Source organism: Desulfobulbaceae bacterium DB1, from assembly GCA_001914235.1.
In the GTDB taxonomy this organism is placed as follows: Bacteria; Desulfobacterota; Desulfobulbia; order Desulfobulbales; family SURF-16; genus DB1.
Genome location: MQUF01000016.1, coordinates 36,792 through 59,141, shown reverse-complemented (window position 1 = coordinate 59,141; position 22,350 = coordinate 36,792). Strand labels below are relative to the sequence as shown.

Annotated in this window: 21 protein-coding genes; 6 read left to right on the top strand and 15 right to left on the bottom strand. The window is 55.3% G+C overall.

The genetic code is table 11. From position 1 onward, the window contains the following. Positions 1–6 precede the first annotated feature (6 nt). The 3 genes from BM485_13935 to BM485_13925 form a co-directional block, all read right to left on the bottom strand. Complete coding sequence (locus BM485_13935) at positions 7–1,779, bottom strand: DEAD/DEAH box helicase (GenBank protein OKY74359.1); 1,773 nt, start codon at positions 1,777–1,779, stop codon at positions 7–9. Positions 1,780–1,885: 106 nt separating this feature from the next. Continuing rightward, complete coding sequence (locus BM485_13930; GenBank protein ID OKY74358.1) at positions 1,886–2,086, bottom strand: cold-shock protein; 201 nt, start codon at positions 2,084–2,086, stop codon at positions 1,886–1,888. Positions 2,087–2,338: 252 nt separating this feature from the next. Beyond that, positions 2,339–2,542: a hypothetical protein gene (locus BM485_13925; protein OKY74357.1), complete on the bottom strand. Its 204-nt coding sequence runs from the start codon at positions 2,540–2,542 to the stop codon at positions 2,339–2,341. 57 nt (positions 2,543–2,599) lie between these two features. Between BM485_13925 and BM485_13920 the strand changes: the two genes are divergently transcribed. Continuing rightward, positions 2,600–2,785 (top strand): hypothetical protein, encoded by a 186-nt coding sequence (locus tag BM485_13920; GenBank protein ID OKY74356.1) that lies wholly within the window; start codon positions 2,600–2,602, stop codon positions 2,783–2,785. Positions 2,786–2,934: 149 nt separating this feature from the next. Here the strand turns inward: BM485_13920 and BM485_13915 are convergent, their stop codons facing one another. Beyond that, on the bottom strand, positions 2,935–3,990 hold the full coding sequence (locus tag BM485_13915; GenBank protein OKY74355.1) for a 23S rRNA (adenine(2503)-C(2))-methyltransferase: 1,056 nt from the start codon (positions 3,988–3,990) through the stop codon (positions 2,935–2,937). 3 nt (positions 3,991–3,993) lie between these two features. After that, positions 3,994–4,914 carry a hypothetical protein gene (locus tag BM485_13910; GenBank protein ID OKY74354.1) on the bottom strand — a complete coding sequence of 307 codons (921 nt, stop codon included), beginning with the start codon at positions 4,912–4,914 and terminating at the stop codon, positions 3,994–3,996. Between the two features lie 140 nt (positions 4,915–5,054). Between BM485_13910 and BM485_13905 the strand changes: the two genes are divergently transcribed. Next, entirely contained in the window at positions 5,055–6,047 is a 993-nt protein-coding gene (locus BM485_13905; GenBank protein ID OKY74353.1) for an SAM-dependent methyltransferase, read from the top strand. A 27-nt stretch (positions 6,048–6,074) separates the two neighbouring features. Here the strand turns inward: BM485_13905 and BM485_13900 are convergent, their stop codons facing one another. From BM485_13900 to BM485_13875, 6 genes are all read right to left on the bottom strand, one after another. Continuing rightward, entirely contained in the window at positions 6,075–6,506 is a 432-nt protein-coding gene (locus BM485_13900; GenBank protein OKY74352.1) for a hypothetical protein, read from the bottom strand. 47 nt (positions 6,507–6,553) lie between these two features. Continuing rightward, on the bottom strand, positions 6,554–7,747 hold the full coding sequence (locus BM485_13895) for a polysulfide reductase (GenBank protein ID OKY74351.1): 1,194 nt from the start codon (positions 7,745–7,747) through the stop codon (positions 6,554–6,556). Between the two features lie 54 nt (positions 7,748–7,801). Beyond that, positions 7,802–8,086: a hypothetical protein gene (locus tag BM485_13890; GenBank protein ID OKY74350.1), complete on the bottom strand. Its 285-nt coding sequence runs from the start codon at positions 8,084–8,086 to the stop codon at positions 7,802–7,804. A 259-nt stretch (positions 8,087–8,345) separates the two neighbouring features. Then, positions 8,346–11,675, bottom strand: coding sequence for an acriflavin resistance protein (locus BM485_13885; GenBank protein OKY74349.1), 3,330 nt, complete (start codon positions 11,673–11,675; stop codon positions 8,346–8,348). After that, entirely contained in the window at positions 11,675–12,823 is a 1,149-nt protein-coding gene (locus tag BM485_13880; GenBank protein ID OKY74348.1) for a hypothetical protein, read from the bottom strand. The genes BM485_13885 and BM485_13880 overlap by 1 nt, the downstream gene beginning before the upstream one ends. Before the next feature lie 4 nt (positions 12,824–12,827). Then, on the bottom strand, positions 12,828–13,451 hold the full coding sequence (locus BM485_13875) for a hypothetical protein (GenBank protein ID OKY74347.1): 624 nt from the start codon (positions 13,449–13,451) through the stop codon (positions 12,828–12,830). 214 nt (positions 13,452–13,665) lie between these two features. Here BM485_13875 and BM485_13870 point away from each other — a divergent pair, with 214 nt between their 5' ends. After that, positions 13,666–14,760 carry a hypothetical protein gene (locus BM485_13870; protein ID OKY74346.1) on the top strand — a complete coding sequence of 365 codons (1,095 nt, stop codon included), beginning with the start codon at positions 13,666–13,668 and terminating at the stop codon, positions 14,758–14,760. Between the two features lie 34 nt (positions 14,761–14,794). Here BM485_13870 and BM485_13865 read toward each other — a convergent pair whose 3' ends face one another. The 3 genes from BM485_13865 to BM485_13855 are packed head-to-tail and all read right to left on the bottom strand — an operon-like array spanning position 14,795 to position 16,612. Beyond that, positions 14,795–15,451, bottom strand: coding sequence for a hypothetical protein (locus BM485_13865; GenBank protein OKY74345.1), 657 nt, complete (start codon positions 15,449–15,451; stop codon positions 14,795–14,797). 33 nt (positions 15,452–15,484) lie between these two features. Beyond that, entirely contained in the window at positions 15,485–15,697 is a 213-nt protein-coding gene (locus tag BM485_13860) for a hypothetical protein (GenBank protein ID OKY74344.1), read from the bottom strand. A gap of 42 nt (positions 15,698–15,739) precedes the next feature. Then, entirely contained in the window at positions 15,740–16,612 is an 873-nt protein-coding gene (locus BM485_13855) for a hypothetical protein (protein ID OKY74343.1), read from the bottom strand. A 66-nt stretch (positions 16,613–16,678) separates the two neighbouring features. On the opposite strand from BM485_13855, the gene BM485_13850 reads away from it, so the two are divergent. Then, positions 16,679–18,004, top strand: coding sequence for a transposase (locus BM485_13850; GenBank protein OKY74342.1), 1,326 nt, complete (start codon positions 16,679–16,681; stop codon positions 18,002–18,004). Between the two features lie 224 nt (positions 18,005–18,228). On the opposite strand, the gene BM485_13845 is transcribed toward BM485_13850, so the two are convergent. Continuing rightward, positions 18,229–19,128: a hypothetical protein gene (locus BM485_13845; GenBank protein OKY74341.1), complete on the bottom strand. Its 900-nt coding sequence runs from the start codon at positions 19,126–19,128 to the stop codon at positions 18,229–18,231. A gap of 268 nt (positions 19,129–19,396) precedes the next feature. Here BM485_13845 and BM485_13840 point away from each other — a divergent pair, with 268 nt between their 5' ends. Together BM485_13840 and BM485_13835 are read left to right on the top strand one after the other, a co-directional pair. Continuing rightward, positions 19,397–21,181, top strand: coding sequence for an aldehyde ferredoxin oxidoreductase (locus tag BM485_13840; protein ID OKY74340.1), 1,785 nt, complete (start codon positions 19,397–19,399; stop codon positions 21,179–21,181). Next, positions 21,166–22,347: an rRNA adenine dimethylase gene (locus tag BM485_13835; protein OKY74339.1), complete on the top strand. Its 1,182-nt coding sequence runs from the start codon at positions 21,166–21,168 to the stop codon at positions 22,345–22,347. The genes BM485_13840 and BM485_13835 overlap by 16 nt, the downstream gene beginning before the upstream one ends. Positions 22,348–22,350 lie beyond the last annotated feature (3 nt).

The window sequence follows — 22,350 nt, the reverse complement described above, 5'->3', positions numbered from 1 at the left end:
GTTTCGTTAGCGTTGCGCCCTGCGGCTTCCCGACTTGGGATATTTGGGAGCGCTGCTTCCCTTGACGGCCCTGGCCGGCCGGCTGCCGGCCGCACTTTTTGCACCGCCGTTCTTTTCCTCCACCACCTCAACGGCAACGGGCTTGCCGTTGATGACAAGATGGCGGAAGGCACCGAGCACCTCGGAGATGAAGCGGTTGTCCGCCTCCACCAGGGAGGAATGTTTCATTATTTCGATCTTGCCGATCTTGATGCGGGAGCCGCCATTCATTTCATTAATTTCCCCGATAATGCGCTGGGGCAGCAGCCCATCCTTTTTTCCCACATTGAGATAGAAACGGGCAAACTGCTCTCCCTGGAACTGCCGTGGGCTGCTTTTGCCCGACAGCGGCCGACGTTCCGTTTGGCGGTCCGATTGCCTGTCCGACTGGCGGCCCGATTGGCGCTTTTCTTCCGGTTGGTTCAGATCCGGCACATTACGGTAATAATCAAGAAACCGGTTAAATTCGATGGACAGGAATCGCTTGATCAGCTCTTCCCGGTCAAACGAAGCCAGCTTTTCGGCAACCTGGGCAAAAAAAGGCTCAATCTGCGCATGATCGACATCTCTGTTCTGCAGGGTATCAACCAGGCTGAGCAGCTGTTTCTGACAGATTTCATGGCCGGTGGGGATACGGGACAACTCGAACTTTCTCCCCAGACGCTGTTCAATCTCTTTTATCTTATGCTTTTCCCGCAAATGGATGATGGCGATGGAGGTTCCCGTCTTTCCCGCCCTGCCGGTGCGGCCGCTGCGGTGGGTATAGGAAGCGATATCATCGGGCAGGTTATAATTGATGACATGGGTCAGGTCGTTCACATCAAGTCCGCGGGCCGCCACATCGGTTGCCACCAGCATCTGCAGATTCCGGCTGCGGAAACGGCCCATCACCAGATCACGCTGGCCCTGGGACAGATCCCCGTGCAGGGCATCGACACTGTAGCCTTCCTGCATGAGCTTATCGGCAACATCCTTGGTTTCTTCGCGGGTCCGGCAGAAGATGATGGAATAAAGTCCGGGGTTGCCGTCAACGATGCGCTTCAAGGCCAGAAAACGGTCCCTGGCGTGAATCATATAATAGAGATGACGAACGTTCTCCGTTCCGACATTGCGCTGACCAATGGTAATTTCCAAAGGCTTGTTCATGTATTTTGCAGCGATTGTCGCCACCTCCTTGGACATGGTGGCGGAAAAAAGCAGGGTGTTCTTGCTTTGCGGCGTGTGGGCGAGGATCGCGTTCAACTCGTCCTGAAATCCCATCTGCAGCATTTCATCCGCCTCGTCAAGGACAACGGTGGTAATATGGGAAAGATCGGCGACGCCTCGGCGCAGCAGATCGTGCAAACGGCCCGGAGTGGCGATGATCAGCTGAGCGCCCCGGCGCAGATCCCTGATCTGCTGTTCAATATTTGCGCCGCCGTAAACCGCCGACACGCGCAACTGAGGCAGGAACTGCCCCAAGGCCGCAATATCCCTGGCCACCTGCACGCAGAGTTCGCGGGTGGGGCAAAGCACCAGCCCCTGGGTTTCGCCCAGGCGAGTATCGATCAACTGCACCAGGGGGATGCCGAAGGCCGCCGTTTTTCCCGTGCCGGTCTGGGCCAGTCCGACGAGATCACGCCGCTGCTCCAGCATGAGGGGAATGATTTTTTCCTGAACAGGGGTGGGCTGCTCAAAGCCAAGTGCCTGCAATGCCTTGAGAATACCTTCTGAAACGCCAATCTCTTTAAATGCTGTCATGTTTTATTATCTTCTTTAAAATGGAAATGCGGGCCGGAGGAACCCAGGGAGAAAAAAAAAGCCCTGCGGGATGCAGGGCGAAGTCATCAGGATTTACTGACAGGTCTTACAGCTGAACAACATCGTTTGCCGCAGGACCTTTGGGACCGTCAACGATCTCAAATGAAACCCGTGCGCCTTCATCAAGAGATTTGTAACCTTGGGACTTGATGGCGGAAAAATGAACGAAAACATCACCGCCGTTGTCCTCTGCGATAAAACCAAAACCCTTGGCCGCATTAAACCATTTTACTGTACCTTGTTTCACTTCGAGCTACTCCATTACATTCGGTTCATTGCTGAACCATTTAATAATACACCGGAGCACATTGTCCGGCCGGCAGCCTTTGCGGTCAAAAAAAAAGCCACACTTTATCCGATAAGGATTGTGCGGCTGCAATTTCTGGACTTTTTTGAACCATCTATAGGACTGCACAACAATATTGTTATTCTATAAACCCTTCATGGAACTTATGCAAGAAGTATTTCAGCGGGAATACTTTTTTGCCGCAACCTTTCCTCACAAAGAGCCGCACATCAAGGTGAAATTCTCGCATTCGTTGCGGTTGACAAAAGGACAGGCCTCCTTTTGAAACCACTGAGCCTTGGGGCACCAGTATCTGCCCTTGAAGGGTTCATTGCAGCCGTTACGCAGAAGCATTTTCCGTTGTTTGCCCCCGTATTTCACCAGATTCTCGTCAATCGTAAATCGCCAGATGGACATCTCGATTCCTCCTTCGCTATTCGGGTTTCAGGCGGGCCACACTGCTTCGGGTGGCCTTTGCCGCCGAAAATCAGACCGGATACCTACGCCGTTACAAAACGAATCCAAATGGAGAAAATTTTTTTCGTGCGCCGGGAGAAAATCTTTGACCATCCCTCTTTTTTTTACATTGCGACTCCTTTGATTTCCCCGGTAAAAAACGGGCCGGCTTGCCGTACGCCATCAGACACCGTCTGCCTCTAACACACAGCAACATCCGGACCAACCAACACCACAAATTTACTTTCTTATGAAATACCAATGAGATAGATACAATTTCACCCCACAAAGAAGGCCGATGCGGCAAATACCCCGAAAACCAATTGGGGCAAATAACCAACCGGCAGCGTCAGCTAGCCGACCAAGGAGGCCAACTGGCCGCAGGCGGCGGAGATGTCCGCTCCCCGGCTGCTTCTGACAATCGTGGTGTAACCGGCGGCGCGCAATATGCGACTGAAACGCAGAACCGTCCCATCATCGGGTCGGGCGTAGGACAGGGAATCTGACTCGTTGTAGGGAAGAAGGTTAATCCGGCAGGGGATATCATGGAGTTTTTCGGCCAGCAGCAAGGCGTCTTTTTCCCCGTCATTTATCCCCCGGATCAGGATATACTCAAAAAGAACAACCCGCTTCTTCAACAGGGACCAGGAGCGGCAGGCGGCCAGCAGTTCGTCGAGATCGTAACGCCGGTTAACCGGCATCAGCCGACTGCGCGTATAATCATCCGCGGCATGCAGGGAAACGGCAAGATTGACCCGAACATCCCGGCCGAGATCATTGATGCGGGGGGCGAGACCGCACGTGGAAACGGTGACCCGCCGCTCGCTGAAGCCAAGTCCCGCCTCATCCATCAGGATCCGTAATGTGGTGAGCAGATTGTCATAGTTTGCCAGCGGTTCCCCCATGCCCATGAAAACCAGATTGGTGACATATTCCCTGGGAGTTGCCCGTTTGATGCCGGAAGACACCATCTGCGCAATCACGGCCAGCACCTGGTTGACAATTTCAGCGGCAGAGAGATTGCGGATAAAGCCCATGCGGCCGGTGAGGCAGAAGCCGCACCCCATGGCGCAGCCGCATTGGGAGGAGATACACAGGGTATGCCGATTCCTCTCCGGGATCAGCACGCTTTCGATCACCGCCCCGTCGGCAAGCCGGAAAACAAATTTGCGCGTACCGTCCCCGGACTGCTCCAGGGCAAGGGGCACCAGGCTGCTGATCACCGATTTTTCGGCCAGGGCCGAACGGATCACTTTATTGACCATTGTCATCTGCGCAAAATCAGTCACCCCGGTTCGCTGCAGGGCGGAAAAAACCCGGCGAGCGGCCGACTCCGGAAAATCGAGCTCACCCATGAAATGGGCCAGCTGTGCCGATGTCAGATGCCGCAGGTCAACCATTTCCGTCATGAATTACGACTCCTCCATTGCGCCGCGCTGCAGAACGATGGTGGCCAGGGTAACCACCAGCACTCCGGGGAGAATCGTCAGCGGCGGCAGGCCATGGCCGAAGGCCCAGTTGAGCACGAGCACAAAGGCCGGATAAAAATAGCTGTAGGCCATGACGCGGGTGGGTCCGAGATAGATGGTGGAAATATGGGTGAGATAAAAGGTGACGATGGTGGAAAAGACGGCAAGATAAACAATGCCGGCCCACACCCGCCCTTCCACCGCCTGCCACGACACATCCGGAAGCTTGGCGGCGGAAAGAAGAAGCAGCCAGACGACGCCGGTGGCCAGCACCCAGAAGGTCATGACCACCATGGATTCCCGGCGGTGCACCCGTTTGACCAGGGGCGTATAGGCGGCCATCAGAAAGCAGCCGCCGAGGAAAATGAGATCGCCGTAATTGACGTCAAGGGCAAGGAGCCGGTGAATATCGCCGCGAAAAATCACCCACACCGCCCCGACCATGCCGAGCAGGAGAGCGACCAGGCGGGCGCGGCCCAAGCGTTCCTTCAGAAAAACAGCGCTGTAGACGCCGGAAATGCCCGGCACCAGGGTAAAAATGACGCTGGTATTCAGTGCGCTGGTGTAACGGAGCGACTCGAACATGCACCAGAAAAAACCGACGGTTGCGGCGCTGATGAGACTGTAACCGAAAATCCGCCTCCAGGACGGCCAGGCAAAACCATGCCGGACAACGAGAATCGGGGCAAAACAGAGAACAGCGGTAATATACCGCACCAGGGTGAGAACGGCGGGATCAAGCCCGCGGGTGATCGATTCCCCCACGGTAAATGAGGTGGAGACAATCACCGAGGCAAAGAGCATCAGAGTGTGCACCAGCCACAGGGGCAGGCGGCGGGATTCGCATTTTCCGTTTATTTGCATCGAAGTTTCCAGCTGTTAAGGAAAAATTCCGTAAAAAAAGGGAAGTATACCGTGAACGCACCGATTATACTAGAGTAGAGGTTGAACTGCGACCAAACAAACAACTTCCTGCGCGGAAACGAAAGGAAAGGGAGAATGCCATGGAAAAGCAATGGAATATAGGAGAACTGCTGCGAACCTCAACCGCTTACTGGCAAGCCTGCGCCCTGCAGGCCGGAGTCAGGCTGGGGATATTTACCGTAATCAACAAGGAAAGCCGCTCCCTGTCTCATATCGCCGCCGCCATTAAAGCGGATGAGCGGGGGACCGAGTATCTGCTCAACGCCCTGGCCGCCATGGGGCTTCTCAAAAAAGAAGGCGACCTTTACACAAACGGCTCCGCGGCCCGGGAGTATCTCTCCAGCCATTCCCCCGAATACATCGGCCACATCATCCAGCACCATCATCACATCCTGGACGGCTGGGCGCAACTGCATGAAGCGGTGGCAACCGGCCATCCGGTGGAAATGCGCTCCTACGGCGACGATGTCGAACGGGAAAGCTTTCTCATGGGCATGTTCAACCTGGCCATGGGGATCGCCCCCGCCCTTGTCTCCCAGGTTGATCTCCTCGGTCGGCGCAGGCTGCTTGATCTCGGCGGAGGTCCCGGAACCTACGCCATCCACTTCTGTCTTGCCAATCCGGATCTTGCCGCCGTCGTCTTCGACCGGCCGACAACAGAGCCCTTTGCCCTAAAAACAGTGAAACGCTTCGGACTTGCCGACCGTATCGCCTTTCACGGCGGCGACTTCCACCTTGACCCCATTCCGGGCCCCGCCTTTGACGCGGCCTGGCTGTCACATATTCTCCACAGCAGCGGTCCGGCCGAATGCCGGAAAATCATCAAAAAAACAGCGGCCGCCCTGGAGCCGGGCGGGCTTATCATGATCCACGAATTCATCCTTGACGACAGCAAGGACGGCCCTGAATTTCCCGCCCTGTTCTCATTAAACATGCTGGTCAATAACGAAGACGGGAGATCATACTCGGAGGAGGAAATCCGCGCCATGCTGGAAGCGGCCGGGGTCAGGAATATCGCCCGCCACCCCTTCCGGGGACCGAACGACTCCTCAATAATCTGCGGCATCGTCTGAGGGGGATTTCCCGTTCCCCCGCGCTCTTCATTTCACACAGTGAATGGAGTTGCCCACCTGCGTACTTCCCACCGCGACCCGGGGCGCCGCTGCCGGTTGCCCCTGCTGATAAAGATGCAGGGCACGGGGCGCACTCCAGTCAACCGGCGCCGTGCAGCCGCCGCAGCGACCGATCGAACAATCAGCCGCTTCCCAGCAGGGCACCAGTTGCAGCAGTTTCCCGAGGCCGCGAATACCGAATTTCTTGCCGTGTATCATCCGTCGCAGGCATCCCGTCCAGCGGAGATCGTTTTCAGAATAAAGGCTCCGACCGTCCCTGGTTTCAGGCCGGACCAGTCCGGCATGCTCATAATTTCTCAGGGTCCGCGGATGAACGCCGAGAATCCTTGCGGCAGCACCGAGGGGATAAACGGGCATATCCGGCCTGAGCGGCATTATTTTCATTTTTCGGTTTTCCATAGTTCCTCCATGATCACCGGCAAACTTCATGTCACGAATTCAGACCGTTAATGATCCTCGCTGAGATGCCCCCTGAACATCCTTTCTCCGGCAAGAAACATGAAGGAACAAAGTCCCATGCCGCCCAGGGTCACCATGACTTCATGGAGACGCGGCGCATAGAAGTGAAGCTGATCCATGCCCACAACACCCAAGCCGTGCAACTGCGGAACCACCATGCCGACCACGACCAGGTCATAGCGCATGAAGAAGATGCCGATCAGGCTGGACACGGATGCGACAAAAAGCGCGGTCAGGTTGCGGGCCCGTACCGCCATGATGACAAAAAAGGGAATAACCAGGCCGAGCATGACTTCGCCAACCCAGAAATGAATCGAATAGGGTCCGGAAAGAAGCGACTGCATGGCCTCATATTTTCCCGGAGGATGACCGCTGATGCCGGATATCATCTTCCAGGTGGCAAAAAACATGATAACCGTGATGAGCAGCGCGCCAAGCTTTGCGGTTGCCCGCAAGGCCTCTTCAAGCATCGGGCTCATCCGCCGGCCGTTTACCCGGTAGCCCAGCCAGTGAAAGAAAACCACCGCCGCACAGCCCGACATCATGGCCGAGGTAATGAAATAAATGGGCATATACGGGCCATGCCAGAACTCGCGACCGCTCAACAGTCCGAAAACAGCACCGAGATTACTGTGGGCGGCAATACCTGACACAACGCCCATCAGCCCCAGCATGCCGGCCGCCTTATGCCTCCCGATCTGGAGAAGTCCAAACTCGATCAGCATGAAGAAGAGATAGGCGCCGTAAAGGGTACCCATCCACCAGATATTGGAGGTGAGGTTGGGCGAGGTCAGATTGTAAATTGCCATGCGCCAGGGATTTTCAATCTCAAAGGCAATGACGAAAAACCCGGAGATAATGGTGGCGATGGCCATGAACACCGACCGTTTGGCAATCGGCTTGAAGGCTTCGATATTGAAGACATGGCCGATGGATGACACCAGGCACAGCCCGGTGGAGGTGACGACAAAGAAAACATAAACGGCGATCAGCAGCCCCCAGGGCACTTCCTGGGTCACACCGTAGACATGCTCATGTCCGGCGACAAACGAATGCAGCCCGAAGGCAAGACCGGCGACGGCGAGCATACCGCTCAGAACCAGTGCACCGTTATAGGGCGATGAGTGTTTGACGGCTAACCCCGCATCACCGGGAATGAAATGAGACAAAACCGAGTTCATGATATTTCCTCCTTGCAGATTTTTTTGGTGGAATACTTTTCCAGTCATATGATTTTAGAAAAAATCACTTTCCTGTTTTAAGGATTGCAGAACCGGTTTTACCTTGAGATCATAAAGTGTGTGCAGTGAAGCGCAGCCAAGCCAAAAAACGAGAAACAAGAATCCTTCCATAGTGCCCTCCTCGCAGGCGGTCAGGCAACCGCCTTCTTTTTTTTCGGATGCCGGTTGAAAATGGCGGTTTTCAACCGGCCCCCCTGAATAATTACCTTTTTTAATTTTCCCCGATTTCAACATCGCCTTTTTTCGGATTTTCAATTTCGCAAAAACATGTAAATTCAAATCTCACACTCACTACATAGCACACTCCATGCCACATTGTATCAACATGACAAACATGCAAATTCTTTTAACATTTCAACATATTAAAATAGGAAGGCCAAAAGACCCACTTGCCCGCAAAAACAAAATTGGCCAAATAACCCAATTACCAATGGGATATTTGGCCAATTCGCCAAAAATGCATATCACGGTGTCGGAAAGGAGCAAAAACGCAGGCTATCAGGCGCGACAACAATCCCCACCCGCCCGGCAGGAGGGGTCAGTCACGGTTCGGATTCTTTTCCCCGGAGAGCCGGCCGTATTGTTGCCAATAGAAACGCTTGAGACGGATCACCGCCTGCCTTCGTTTTTCCGGCAGTTGCTCCAGCAGATAGTAAAGGGTGGGCACCACCACCAGGGTGAGGAAGGTGGCCACCAGCAGGCCGAAGATGACCACCACCGCCATGGAGCGCCACCACTGGCTTGATTCACTGACCAAGGAGATGGAGAGGTCGTGGAAATCAAAGGAAACGCCGGTAACCATGGGGATCAGGCCGAGGATGGTGGTGATGGCGGTGAGCATGACCGGCCGCAGCCGGGTGGCGCCGGCGGCAACCACCGCCTCGGACAAAACCATGCCCCGCTCCCGCAGCTTGTTGGTGTAATCGAGCAGGACGATGGCGTTGTTCACCACCACGCCGGCCAGCGAAATGACGCCCACCCCGGTCATGATGATGCCGAAGGGCTGCCGGAAGAGCATCAGGCCGAGAAAGGCGCCGCCGAGAGAAAGGATCACCGAGGTCATGATGATGAAGGGCTGGCTGATGGAGTTGAACTGGCTCACCAGGATGAGAAAGATGAACAGCAGGGCCACGACAAAGGCCTTGGAGAGGAAATCCTCGGACTCCTGCTGGAACTCGAATTCGCCGGTGAACCTGGTCATGTAGCCCGGCGGCAGGGGAAGCTGTTTCAGCAGCTCCTCGGCCTGGGCCCTGGCCACCGGACCGGGCACCTTGGTTTCATCCACATTGGCCTTCACCGTCACCACCCGCTCGTTGTTAATGCGGGTGATATCGCCGATGGAGCCGCCGTATGCCACCTTGGCCATGGTGGACAGGGGCACCATGGTGCCTGCCGGGGTGGGGATCATCAGTTCGCGCAGCACGTCCACCACCCGGCGGTCGTCTTCCCGGAGCTGGACGGTGATGTCGTAGTCTTCATCCTTTTCACGGAAGGAAGAGACATCCAGGCCGTTGTAGGCGGTTTTCAAGGCAAAGCCGATCATGTCGGTGGACAGTCCGAAAAGCGCCGCCTTCTGCCGGTCCACCGTCACATGCACCGACGGGGTGCCCTCGACAAAGTCGTCGCGGATGTCCTCCACGTGCGGCACCTGGCCGACGATCTTTTTGATCTCGGCGGCAAGGCTTCCCAGCACGGCAAAATCATCGCCGGAGATTTCTATATTGATCGCCGCGCCGGTGGGCGGCCCCTCCTCGGCCGAGGCAATGGTCAGCTTGGCGCCGGGAATGTTTTTGATGCGCCTTCTGATGGTTTCCAAGGTGTCGTTGGAGGAGCTGGTGCGGTCCTTGATTTCCAGAAAACGGATGCCCACATGGTTGGGGGCATTGGGGTCAAAGGCGGTGCCGGCGCCCGCGGTGACGATCCCCTTGGTGTAGATATTCCGAATGTTAGCCTGGTCGCTCGGCCCGATAAAGGTGGAACCGTCCGCCTTTTTGTGTTCCTTCGGCAGCAGCGCCCGGCCGTATTCTTCGTCCGAAGGCTCCAGCGGCACGTCGGCTTCCGCCTGCGGGGCGGCCACCGCCAGCTCGATACGCTTGAGGATGCGGTCGATATAATCAAGGTCCGCTCCCTCCGGCACATCCAGGTTGACATACATGCCGGCCGGATCGATGTCCGGAAAAAACTCGATGGGTTTTTCCAGCCCCACGACCAGCAGCCAGCCCTGCACCATGAGCACCAGCACGGCAAAGCCGCAAAGGATGACGCTCACCGGGCGGGCAAGGGAGAAGGTGAGCAGCCGGGCGTAACTTGTCAGCCACATCCCCCGGATTTCCGCCGGTTTTTCCACGGCAACGGCCACCTCCTCCATGCTTTTCGCCGGGGCGCCGCCGTCATTGCTTTTGACCTTCATGAACAGGGAGGCAAAGGCCGGATTGATGACCAGGGCGACAAACAGGCTGGAGGTGAGGGTGATGATCAGGGTCAGCGGCAGATAGCTCATGAACTCGCCCATGATGCCGGGCCAGAAGAGCATGGGGGCAAAGGCGCCCAGGGTGGTGAGGGTGGAACCGATAACCGGATAGGCCACCTCGGAGGTGGCCCACATGGCGGCATCAAAGCGCGAGGCGCCCTGTTCCATGAAACGGTAGGTGTTTTCAATGATGACAATGGCATTGTCCACCAGCATACCGAGCGCGAGCGTCAGGCTGAAGAGCACCACCATGTTGAGGGTGATGCCGAGCAGGTAAAGGGCAGTGAAGGTGAGCAGCATGGAAAAAGGAATGGCCAGGCTCACCATCAGGGCATTGCGCAGGCCCATGGCGAAAAAGATCACCACCACCACCAGCATAAGTCCGGTGAGGATGTTGTTTTCCAGGTCCGCCACCATGAGGTCGATGTCCCGGGCCTTGTCCATGACCTTGGTGATTTCCGTGCCCTGGGGCCAGGTGGGCTGCACCCTGGCGATGTGGCGATCGATCTGTTTGCTGATGGCGATGATGTTTTCGCCGGAGCGCTTCTTGACCGCCAGGTTCACCGCCGCCCGGCCGTCCAGGCGGGAGCGGCTGGTCTCTTCCTTGAAGCCGTCCACCACCCGGGCCACATCCTTGAGATAAATCGGCTCAGCGCCATGGGTGCCGACGATCAGGCCGTAAATTTCCTCCGGAGTGGTGAACTCCCCCGGCACCCGGAGCTGGAAGCGGCCGTCGCCCATGCGGATGACGCCGCCCGAGGTGTTCTGGTTCTCGCTGACCACCACCTGCTGCAGGGCGCTGATATCCAGGCCGTAATAGGCCAGTTTTTCCGGAAAGACCTCCACCCGGATCTCCCGCTCCAGGCCGCCGGTGACATCCACCGCCAGGATGCCGGGAATGGCCTCGACGGCGTCTTCCAGATCGTCGGCGATCTCTTTCAGGCAGGGCAGGCCGCAGGTTCCGGACAGGGAAAAGACGACAATGGGCAGCTCGGAAAAGTTGACCTCAAAAACCGAAGGGTCATTCTCCAGGTCCTGGGGCAGCTCATTTTTGGCCTCGTCCACCTTGTCCTTGACGTCCTGCATGGCCTGGTCGATATCCGTGCCGGTGACGAACTCGACATTGATGGAGGAAAGACCTTCGGCGCTGATTGACTGGATCTTTTTCAGGCCGTCGAGCCCTTTCAGCTTTTTTTCGATCTCGATGGTGATGGCGGTTTCGATATCGGTGGGCGACACGCCGCGGTATTCGGTGGAGATGAAAACATTGGGAATGGAGATGTCCGGGTCGCTTTCCCTGGGCAGCACCAGGTAACAGTAGGTACCGAAGACCATGATCAGCACGGCAAGAACAACAACGGTGACGCTCTTTTTGACGGCGGTGTCGGAAACGATCATCAGCGGGGCGCTCCCAGGCCGTTCAGCAGCCTGATGACGTTGACCTGCTGGCCTGCCTCCACATCGCGCTGTCCTTCGACAATGACCCGTTCCCCGGCGGCAAGTCCGCCGGTGACCTCGGCCAGCCACTGCTCCATGATGCCCAGGGTGACCAGTCTTTTTTCGGCAACGCCGTCCTTTTCGACAAAGACATAGTGCTCATCGTTGCGGGTGAGCACGGCATAAAGGGGCACGACCAGGGCATCCTCAACCGTTTTTTTAACGATATCGGCGCGCAGGAACATGCCGGGCAGGATTTCCCCTCCGGCATTGTCCACCGCCAGCTCCAGGCGATACAAGCGGGCCTGATTTTCCGGGGATGACGACAAAAAGAATTTACGCCCCGTCACCTTCCGGTCACCCAGCGCCTGGATGGTGAACTCCACCGTATCAAGGTCGCGCACCGCCGCCACATCCGATTCCGGGATGCCGATCACCGCCTTGACCTGATCGATCTTGAGCAGCTCCGCCATGGGATCGCCGACGCTGAGCATCAATCCTTTTTTGAGGTCAAGCCGCCGGATAACCCCGGACATGGGGGCAATGACGGTGCAACGGGACAGGTTGAGGGCGGCGTCATCCATGGCGGCTTTTGCGGTGCGCAACTCGTTTTCAGCCTTGTCAAGTTCCACCACCGGGATGATATCCTGCTCAAAAAGCCGCCTGATCCTGGCGATGGTGACCCGGGCCAGATCATGGTTTGCCTCGGCCGCGTCAAGGGCGATGCGGTAGTCCGCCTCCTCGATGCGGGCCAGCGCCTCTCCTTGCTTCACCTGCCGACCTTCAATCACCAGCACCTGATCAACCGTGCCGCGGATCTTGGCCATCAATTCCAGCCTGGTCCACGGTTCGATTTCCCCGGGCAGGTTGATGCGGTCATGAATGGCGCCCGGCGCGACTTCCAGCAGCACGGCATTGACACTGGGCCGTTCCTTGGACAGGGCCGCCGCTTTTTCCGCCGTCAGTTGGGCGTTTTTCTTTTTCACCACCACGGAAAGGACGATAATCATGACGGCCAGCGTCAGCAGCAGCAGGCGGGGCAGATTGACCATGACCAGTTTGACTATCCGTCCCCGCCGGGTTTGCGGGTTTATCTCGTCGGGCTGCATAATATCACCAATGTTCGTTCGTGTCGGACGGCAGCAGGCCGTTCATGGCCTGTTGCAGAAGAAGCCGCAATGCCTCGGCCACATCGTCTTCCGTTTGCAGCCGCCCCATGTACCAGGCGGAAACGCTCATCAGGTAGAGGGCATAGAAATGGCCGCAGACAAAGAGCAGGTCCACATCCCGCCGCAGTTCGCCGCGCTCCTGCGCCTTGCGGCACATGACGGAAAGATAATCGAGATAGCGGTTATCCAGATCCTTGGACCGCTCCACCGTCAACTCCTTGGGGAAGATCATTTCCCGCAGCAGCAGACGGCCGAAATCCTTGTGACGGGTAACATAGCGGAATTCAGCCAGAAAAAGGGACGTGAGCTGCTCGATCAAGGAGGCATCGGCCCTGCTCTTTTCCGCCACCTCGGCATAAACGTGATCCAGCTCGTCCTCGCAGAAGGCCAGAAAAATCTCGCTCTTGGTCTGGAAGTAATTATAGATCGTCCCCTTGCCCACCCCGGCCGCGCGCGCCAATGCGGCGATGCTGGTGCGCTCGTAGCCCTCGTCACCGAAAAGCCGCACCGCCGCCCGCAGAATAGCCTTTCTGGTTCTGCGCTTTTTTTCTTCCCGCACACCCGCCATATCGCCTCCGGTCAAAATTCTAATCGGCGGAAAGGGCAACCGCAATCAAAAAAAATGACCGCGGTCGACTTTCCCGAAGAAACAAACCGGACCACGTCGCGGCACACTATCAGCCGCCGATTGATTTGCATGACATTTGGCCGCTGTGATACTATAAAAAAAAGGCTCGCCCTCCCCAGCGGAACAGCAAACCTCCACCTCACGAGGAACGCCCATGGCCGACCCCGCATTCATCAGCACGATTCGCCGCAACTGCAACATTTCCGATGCCAGGGACAGCGGAATTTACTCCATCTGCTCCCTCGTTCTCAAGCTGCGCAATCTTTACAAATGGGAACACGAGATTGACCCCTGGGACGAACCTGAATCCGCCGATCTCCTCGATTGGATTGAAAACAAGGAGAACCACTGGCAAAAACTCGCAACCGCGGAATATCTGCCGCTGCCCCTGAACGGAAAAGAGATTTCCCCCTGGGACACGGAGGCGGTCAACAAACTGATCCACGACAGCGGACAGGTTTACGGTGCGGGTTACGGCCGTTCGATGAAGGCTGTTTTTTTTCTGGCAGAGAAACTGCGGGAAGAAACGGTTGAGGGCTGTCCGGTGCTCATTCTCGGCCGGGAATCGGCAACCGAGCTTGCCAGCCCTTTTGCCATCCTGCAGCAGTCCGAAACCATTATTATCCGCAGGCAACCGCTGCGCAATTTTTTCTGGGACCACATTCTGGACATCCAATCGTCCCGTCGCAGACCGCTGCGGTACGCCCTTGACCGGTACGGCCTGATTCCAGACGGGCGCATGCAGCCGGAACAGATCAAAAAAAATCTCGACCGGGTCGTTGATTCGGAAATGCCCATTTTCATTCATCATGAGATAGGGGAAATGCAGCAAACAACCCTTGACGGCATCACCCTGAAAAAAATCATCAGCGCCTTTCCCCACTCCGCCATCGAATTTGTCTGCCGCTCGCTGAAAGACATCCTGGCGGACATTCATCCTCAAGGGATGATGAGTTTTATCATCAAGGAAAAAAGGGAATCATCACTCGGATTTTACGTGGGATTTCTGGACGGGATGCGCAAAGTCCTTTTCCCGCAGCTCATCCCCGCCTTTGAACGATTTCTTGAAAGCAGGGACTGGCAGCTCATTGAACAGGCCTGCGGCCATTGCCGGGCGGACATCGTCCCGCTTGCCGAAAAAACGCGCGCCATTGTCGCGAACATTGACCACATCCCCCTGGGCGAGACGGAAAAACTCCTCCACCAACAACTCCTCGACCCGCTCGGTCTCGACTCGCCTGGACAGTGACCGTGCCGCCTGTTGCCGGGCAACGGTTATGGGTTCAGCTCCGCCCCTCCAGCCCATGATAGACGTGCACCATCCAAACGGTAGCGAGAATCGGCATCAGGAGGTTGAGCAGCGGCACCAGTGTCATCACGGCAATGACAAATCCGCCGCCATACACGGCCTTTTTGTTACGCCCGGCCAATTTCCGCGCCTCGGGCTTGCCCAGATGGTAGCCTGCCGCCCCTTCAAAAAACTCGCGGCCGAGCAGATAGCTGTTGAGTGCGATGGAAACCGGAAAACCGATACCGACAAAATAAAGGGGAAGAATAAGGATGTTGAGGAAAAGGGCCCACAAGGCGAAGCCGACATCATGCTTCACATCCCCCCAGAAATGGGGTTCTCCCTGCCGCACCCTGTCGGGATAAAAGGCTGTTTCCACCTTGTGGATAATTTTTTCCTGAAATATGCCGGAAATCAGGATAACCAAGGGGGGCAGCATGAACCAGCCGGCGATGCCGGTAACGGCCCCCACCAGCCAGTTGACCAGGGTGTCAAGCCAGCTCCTTTCCAGATTGACGAGATTTGCCGTCATCCAGGAAATGGCCGTTACGGTCAAAACCACCATGATCACGGCAAGAAGCGCGCAGATGACGATGAGACCGACAAGATCCGCCTTGCGCAGGGAGGAAAAAGTCTTGGCAAAGGGAAACATCCGCGGCGCTCCTCCGATTCGGCATCACCCGAATTATTGGTTTTTTTTAAATGAAGTACGGAAAGGAAGCGGCTCTTTCGCCCCATCGAGGATTCTGCGCAGCTGCCGCAGTTCCTCCTCGGCCTCCTGCAGTTCCAGGCGCAGGGCATCCTGTTCGTTCAGCCCGGCCTGGGCCAGCGCCTTGCCGAGACGGTCCACCTTCTGCTGCGCCCGGTAAAGATCCAGGGCAATGAATCGAATCGACATACGTTACACCTCCAAACAATGCTGTCGCATAAAACACCAAACTCAGCGCCGCATCTGCTGCATCTTCTTTCTTTTTTTCTTGCAGCTGTACATGAGTTTGTCCGCTTCCCGCAAAAGCTCCTCAAAAGAGCAAGGCGCATCGGGGTCATAGGAAGTAATGCCGAAGCTCAGAGAAATTGCAAAAGGAGACGTGGAATTGCCGTTGAAAGCGGAAATATTTTCTTCCAAACGTTCAACCATTGATTTTTTCGTGCCGTTTTGCCCCTGGTCCGTTTGCAGAACGGCAAACTCATCACCACCAAGGCGGCCGATTATATCTGATGAGCGAAATGTATCCTTCAATATATTTGCCGCGGATATGATGGCCTGATCGCCTAAATCATGCCCCAAATTGTCATTTATCCATTTCAGATTGTCAAGATCGGCAAACAACAAGAACAATTTTGTTTTATTTCGCTCCGCGATTTTCATTTGCTTGCCGACAAAACCAAGAAAGCCGCGCCGGTTGAGAATTCCGGTCATTTCATCGGTTATTGACAATTTTTGCAGTTTGTTTTCCAGCTCTTTTCGCTGGGTGATATCCCGGAAAATCCCCCTTGTTGAAACGGGTTTCCCGTCCACGAACCGGCAATTAACATTGCCTTCGAGTATAATTTCTTTTTTGTTTTTGGAAAGAAAAACAGCCTCGATGTGGTTAATCGGATCACCGGACATGATGCGGGCGAATTTGTCCATGCAGTGCTGCAGGCAGTCGGGATGGAGAATGTCGACCACATTAAGATCTTTGATTTCCTCTTCACTGTAGCCTAAAATGTCACGCCAGGCACGGTTCGCATACATTATCTTGCCGTCAGGGGTAATACCTGAATCCGTGAAATTTTTGCAGTAAAAATCGTCTGTATAATCAAATAACATGTTGAAATTTAACAAAAAACATTGCAATATTCGCCTGTCTAAAAACATCACTCTGCAGGTGAAAAAATGAAACGATTTATTCTTGAACGCTCATCGGACGAATTTTATACCTCTCATTCCGGCCTGGCCCTGATCGGGCTCGGTATCAATCGCTTTACCAGCTTGAACGCCAAGCTGAAAAAGGCGATACCCGACACCAAGGACATTGCCAATACAGATGTCATTCGCAGTTATCTCGGGCTCCTCTCGCTTGGCAAAAGCGATTTCGAAGCCATTGCCGACATGAAAGACGACAGGTATTTCCAGCAATCACTTGGCATCAAAGCGGTTCCTTCGCCCGAAACCTTGCGCCAGCGCCTTGACGAAACCGCAACAGTTTTTCAGCCAATTGCTTCCTCCACCTACACGGAGTTCATCCGCAATGCCAAAGGAAAAGTAACCCCCTTGGCCATGGGTCATGTCGCCGTCGATATGGACGTCTTTTGCATGGACAACTCCGGCACCAAAAAAGAAGGTTCCAAGCATACCTATCACGGTTATGACGGCTATGCGCCAATAGCCGCCTACATGGGAGAGGAAGGCTGGTGTATTAATCTTGAGTTCCGGGAGGGCAGCCAGCACAGCCAAAACAATTTTATTCCTTTTCTGCAGGAAACCATCTCCCGTGCCAAGTCTTTAACCAAAAAGTCACTGTTATTCAGGCTTGACTCCGGACACGATGCTGTCGAGACCCGAGCAACGCTTTATGGCCACAAAAAGGTCGATTACATCCTGAAATGGAATCCCCGCAAGCAGGACCTTCCCGCCTGGCTGGCCCGTGGGCTGCAAGAAGGAGAAGTGAGCGAACCACGACGCGGCAAACGGGTTGCCGTATTCAGTTTCAACCAGCTTCAGGAGCACGAGGGCAAGGAGTTCAGTACCCGCCTGATCGTCCGCGTGATTGAACGTACCATTGACAAACGCGGCCAGTTGCTGCTGGTGCCGGATATAGAACTTGAGGGCTGGTGGACATCCCTTTACCTGCCGGAAAAAGAGATCATCAAGCTCTACCGGGACCACGGCACAAGCGAGCAGTTTCACAGCGAATTTAAAACCGACATGGATCTTGAGCGGTTGCCTTCGGGAAAATTTGCGACCAATTCCTTGATCATGTCCTTGGCCGGCTTGGCTTATAACATCTTGCGGTTTATCGGCCAGCTTGGCCTTCTCGGTGATCGCTCACCAGTGCGCCACTCGGCAAAGCGCAGGAGAATTCGTACCGTTATTCAGGAACTCATGTACCGTGCAGCCAGACTGATTGAGACCGGCAGGAAACTGAAGCTGCGGTTCAGCCGCCACTGTTGCGCATTTGACTCGTTTCAGGCCGTTTATAACCGGCTTGCCTTTGGCTAATGCAAGAACAGAAGAGAAATTTGCCGGAAAGTGGCTGAACAGCAGGCCCTGCCGGGAAAATACGCCTAAAAACAGGCAAATATAGCAATTTTTCAAAGAACAACGGGGACGATGTCCCAATTTACCAGCAATATGCTGGCAATATATAAATTTCTGGCGGTCGCGGTGTTGAAATTTTTTCGCGCCCCACAATTTTCAGGGAGAATCCGGGATACCTCACGGATTCAGGTAATACTTTGAATAATATCCGACGAGTTTTCAAAAAGGTCCCTGTATTTCCTTTCACTTTCCAGAATGGCCTGGTCCGCAAGTGCCTGCTCTGTTATATCTTTAAGTATCGCGACATACGACTTGCGCTTATCCACATCAACAGCAATCAAATCGATAACGACATATTTATTATTGATATATGTCGTTATTTTTTCGTTTAAATATTTATTATAATTACTCAATATATTTTCTTCTATTTCCTTGGGAATTGCTGAAGAAAACATGTCAATAAAACTCCCGCCCAACACTTCTTCTTCCTTAACATTAAGTATCGATAAAGCTTGTTTATTCAAATAAATAATTTTGTTATTTTTTGTAAATTCAATAATACCTTCACTCATATTATTGACCACAAAGTCTCGATGGCGCAATAAAGTCAAAAGCTCTTTTGTTACCTGCCTGCTATAGACACCATCAGTGCCGATAATTTTTTTAGGAGCGGGATCTTCATTTTTTTTATCAAAATTTTCTATAGCATGAGATATATGTTTTGATAATTCCTTGAATGGTCCTTTCGCAATAAATGCATCAGCATTGCACGCGAATAATATTTCACTTTCTTCTTCAAGAGCGGTTGCGGATAAAACAATCAAAAAAACATCATCAAATTCCGGTTTACTGCGGATAATCCGGCATATTTTACTTCCCCGAATATTCGGCATTACCAAATCGATAAAAACAATATCAGGTTTGGTTGTTTTAAGTATTTCCAGCGCATGAAGTCCGTCCAGGGCCGTTACGACCTCGTGGCCTTTTTTTTCAAGAAAATCGGACATCAGCTTCAAAAATACCGGGTTATTATCAACAACCAGTATCACTTTCTTCTTCATTTCCGCTTCTTCCAGTTTATGCATTCATTGTGAGGTGCCCGAACCCGGTTCTCATGAGGTATCGGTCCGCAACGGATAGCCTGACGGGTGATAAAAAATTTTACTCATCACTTCATACCCCGAAATTTACGTCTTTGTCCACCATTAAGGAAACGGATATCTTGAAATACCTGACAACATCACAGCGCCGATCGACCGTGAGGAAAAAAATAGCTGTGGAGATTCTCCGTTGAACAGGATAGTGTAGTGGCGGGATTTTTCACATTGACACGAATTTCGTTTTCCCCACCTCATGACCATCGACCCAAACGGCTGGACCGGAAAAATTCTGCGCATCGACCTCACCCGCCGGGCAATTGATATTGTCCGGCCGTCGGTCGAGGTATACCGGAAATTCATCGGAGGCAAGGGGTTGGCAGGCTTGTTCCTGCGGCCCCAAGTGACCCTGCCCTGGGATCATCCGGACATGCCCCTGCTGCTCTTCACCGGGCCGCTGGTGGGAACCGCCGCACCCACCTCCGGCCGCTCTACCGTCATGTCCCGTTCCCCCCTGACCGGCGCGGTGGCGGACACCTCGGTGGGCGGCCGTCTTGGTTTTGAGCTGAAGCGGGCCGGCTGGGACGGCATCATCATCACCGGCAAATCCCCTGCCCCCTGCGGCATTGAAATCGAAAACGACACGGTGCGCATCACGGATGCCACGCCCTACTGGGGAAAGGGCACGGACACAGTTTTCCGCTCATTTGCCGATGGCAAAGGCTCGGTTGCCGCCATCGGCCCGGCGGCGGAAAACGGCGTCGCCTTTTCGTCGCTCATCGTTGACCGCCACCATGCCGCCGGCCGCTGCGGCATCGGCCTCTGCCTTGCCGCCAAACAGCTCAAATATCTGACAATCCACGGCACCGGAAAAATCATGGTCCATGACCGGGAGGAGCTGCGGGCAGCCCGGGAAGAAATCCTGCGGCTCACCGCCGCCTCCCCCATTCTCATGGGCCGGCAGGGTTTTTCCTGCTTCGGCACCGGTTCGATTTACGACCTGATGGATTCCCGGCGCATGATGCCCACCGACAATTTCCGCAAGACCCATTTTGACCGGGCCGGTGAACTCAATGCCCATGCCTACAAGGAGTCCTACGATCCCGCCAAGCACGGCTGCATGGGCTGCCACATTCGCTGCAAAAAAATTGCCCGCCGGGGGGCGATGCACGGCGGTTCCATGCCGGAATTTGAAACCATGTCCCATTTTACCGCGCTCATCGGCAACACGGACATGAACCTTGTCATGCAGGCCAATCGATTATGCAATCAGTACGGCATGGACACCATTTCCGCTGCCGCCACCCTGGCCTGTTATCGGGAAATGTCGGGCATGAAGGATCTGAGCGGGGAGCTGCTTGACCTGCTGGAGCAGATCGGCAACGGCACATCGGAACTGGGCCGCGAACTGGGCCGGGGATCGGCCCGCTTCGCCGCTGCCCGCAACCAGCGGGAAAAATCAATAAGCGTCAAAGGGCTGGAACTGCCGGCCTACGATCCCAGGGGCGCCTACGGCATGTCGCTCGCCTACGCCCTGTCGACCCGGGGCGGCTGCCATCTGCGCGCCTATCCGGTCAGCCACGAAATTCTCCGCAAACCCGTTGCCACCGACCGCTTCACCTTCAGCGGCAAGGCGCGCATCATCAAAATCGCCGAGGATCAGAACGCGGTGGTGGATTCCCTCACCGCCTGCAAGTTCATCTTTTTCGCCGCGGGTCTTGAGGAATACGCCAAGGCGTACACCGCGGCCACCGGCGTGCCGACCAGCGCCCAGGAACTGCTCAAGGCGGGAGAACGCATTTATTATCACGAACGGATCATGAACAGTTTAAACGGCTTCACCGCAACGGACGACGACCTGCCCCGCCGTTTTTTCACCGAGGCCGGAACCAGCGGCAACTCTATTGCGATCAAGCCCCTTGACCGCAGTGCCTTCCTTGCGGCGCGGGCCCGCTACTACCGCATCCGGGGGCTTGACGAAAATGGGCTGCCGACAAAGGAAAAAAGCCGGGAACTGGGACTGGAATGGACGCGCTCGTAAAAAAATACGCCGCCAGGATGATCACGGCGGGTCTCGCGGAGAATCCCCTGATCTGCGGCATTGACGACGAAGTCATCTGGAACCGGGAGGACGGGGATATCGTCATCCTGCAGCAGGTGCTGGACGACATGAACATCAACTCGCTCATCTGCGCCGAACCGGCCGAGCCGTACCTGACCATCCTGAAATTTCTCACCAGCCGTCACCCGGAGTGCATCACCCCGCGAGACTGCGAGACCCGCACCTTTCTCCACGATCTGCCGGTGACGGACACATTTTCGACCGAGGTCATCCTCGCCCGGCTGCGGCAACGGAAATCGGTCATTGTTGCCGGGGGAAGCGCCCTGCGCATCGTCACCTTCGGCACCGTCAGCCCGGAACAGGCCTTCGTCACCTTCAGTTCCGTCTGCTTTGCCGCCTTTGTCCTTTTTTTTTCAAGCTGTCTGGCCGATGCCAAAACCGGTGCCGCTACACCTGAGCAGCAGGTCGCCTTCAGGCGGGCCGCTTCACTGCTTGATGAAGCACGCACCAAGGCCCCGAAACTGCTCACCGGCCCCTTTACGAAAGAGTCTGATGTCTATGCGGCAATCATCGAGGCAGGCCGCTGCACGGTGGAGTACGGGCTGGTCGACTCCTATTTCGGCAACATCTCCTATCGACTGGATGAAACGATCTACATCAGTCAGACCGGCAGCTCCCTGGACGAACTGGCCGGCTGTATCGACCCCTGCCCCCTGGACGGCTCTTCCTGCAGCGGCATCACCGCCTCCAGCGAACTGAGCGCCCACAACGAAATATTCCTGCGCACCGACAACCGGGCCATCCTGCATGGCCATCCCAGGTTTGCCGTTATTTTGTCCATGGACTGCGACCAAAAGGACTGTCCGGACCGGGAACGCTGCCACACCAAGTGCTCCCGGCAGCGGTTCATCAACGACATCCCCATTGTGCCCGGCGAGGTGGGCACCGGCCCCACCGGACTCTGCAACACCCTGCCCCCGGCCGTTATCAACCGGCGGGGCGTCATCGTCTGGGGCCACGGGCTGTTCACCGTGGCGGATGATGATTTCAACCAAGCGTTCAAACACCTGCTTGATATTGAAAACATGTGCCGCAGGGAATACTTCGCCCGCATCAGTCGGACCGGACGCCGTTCCGGCGGCTGACTC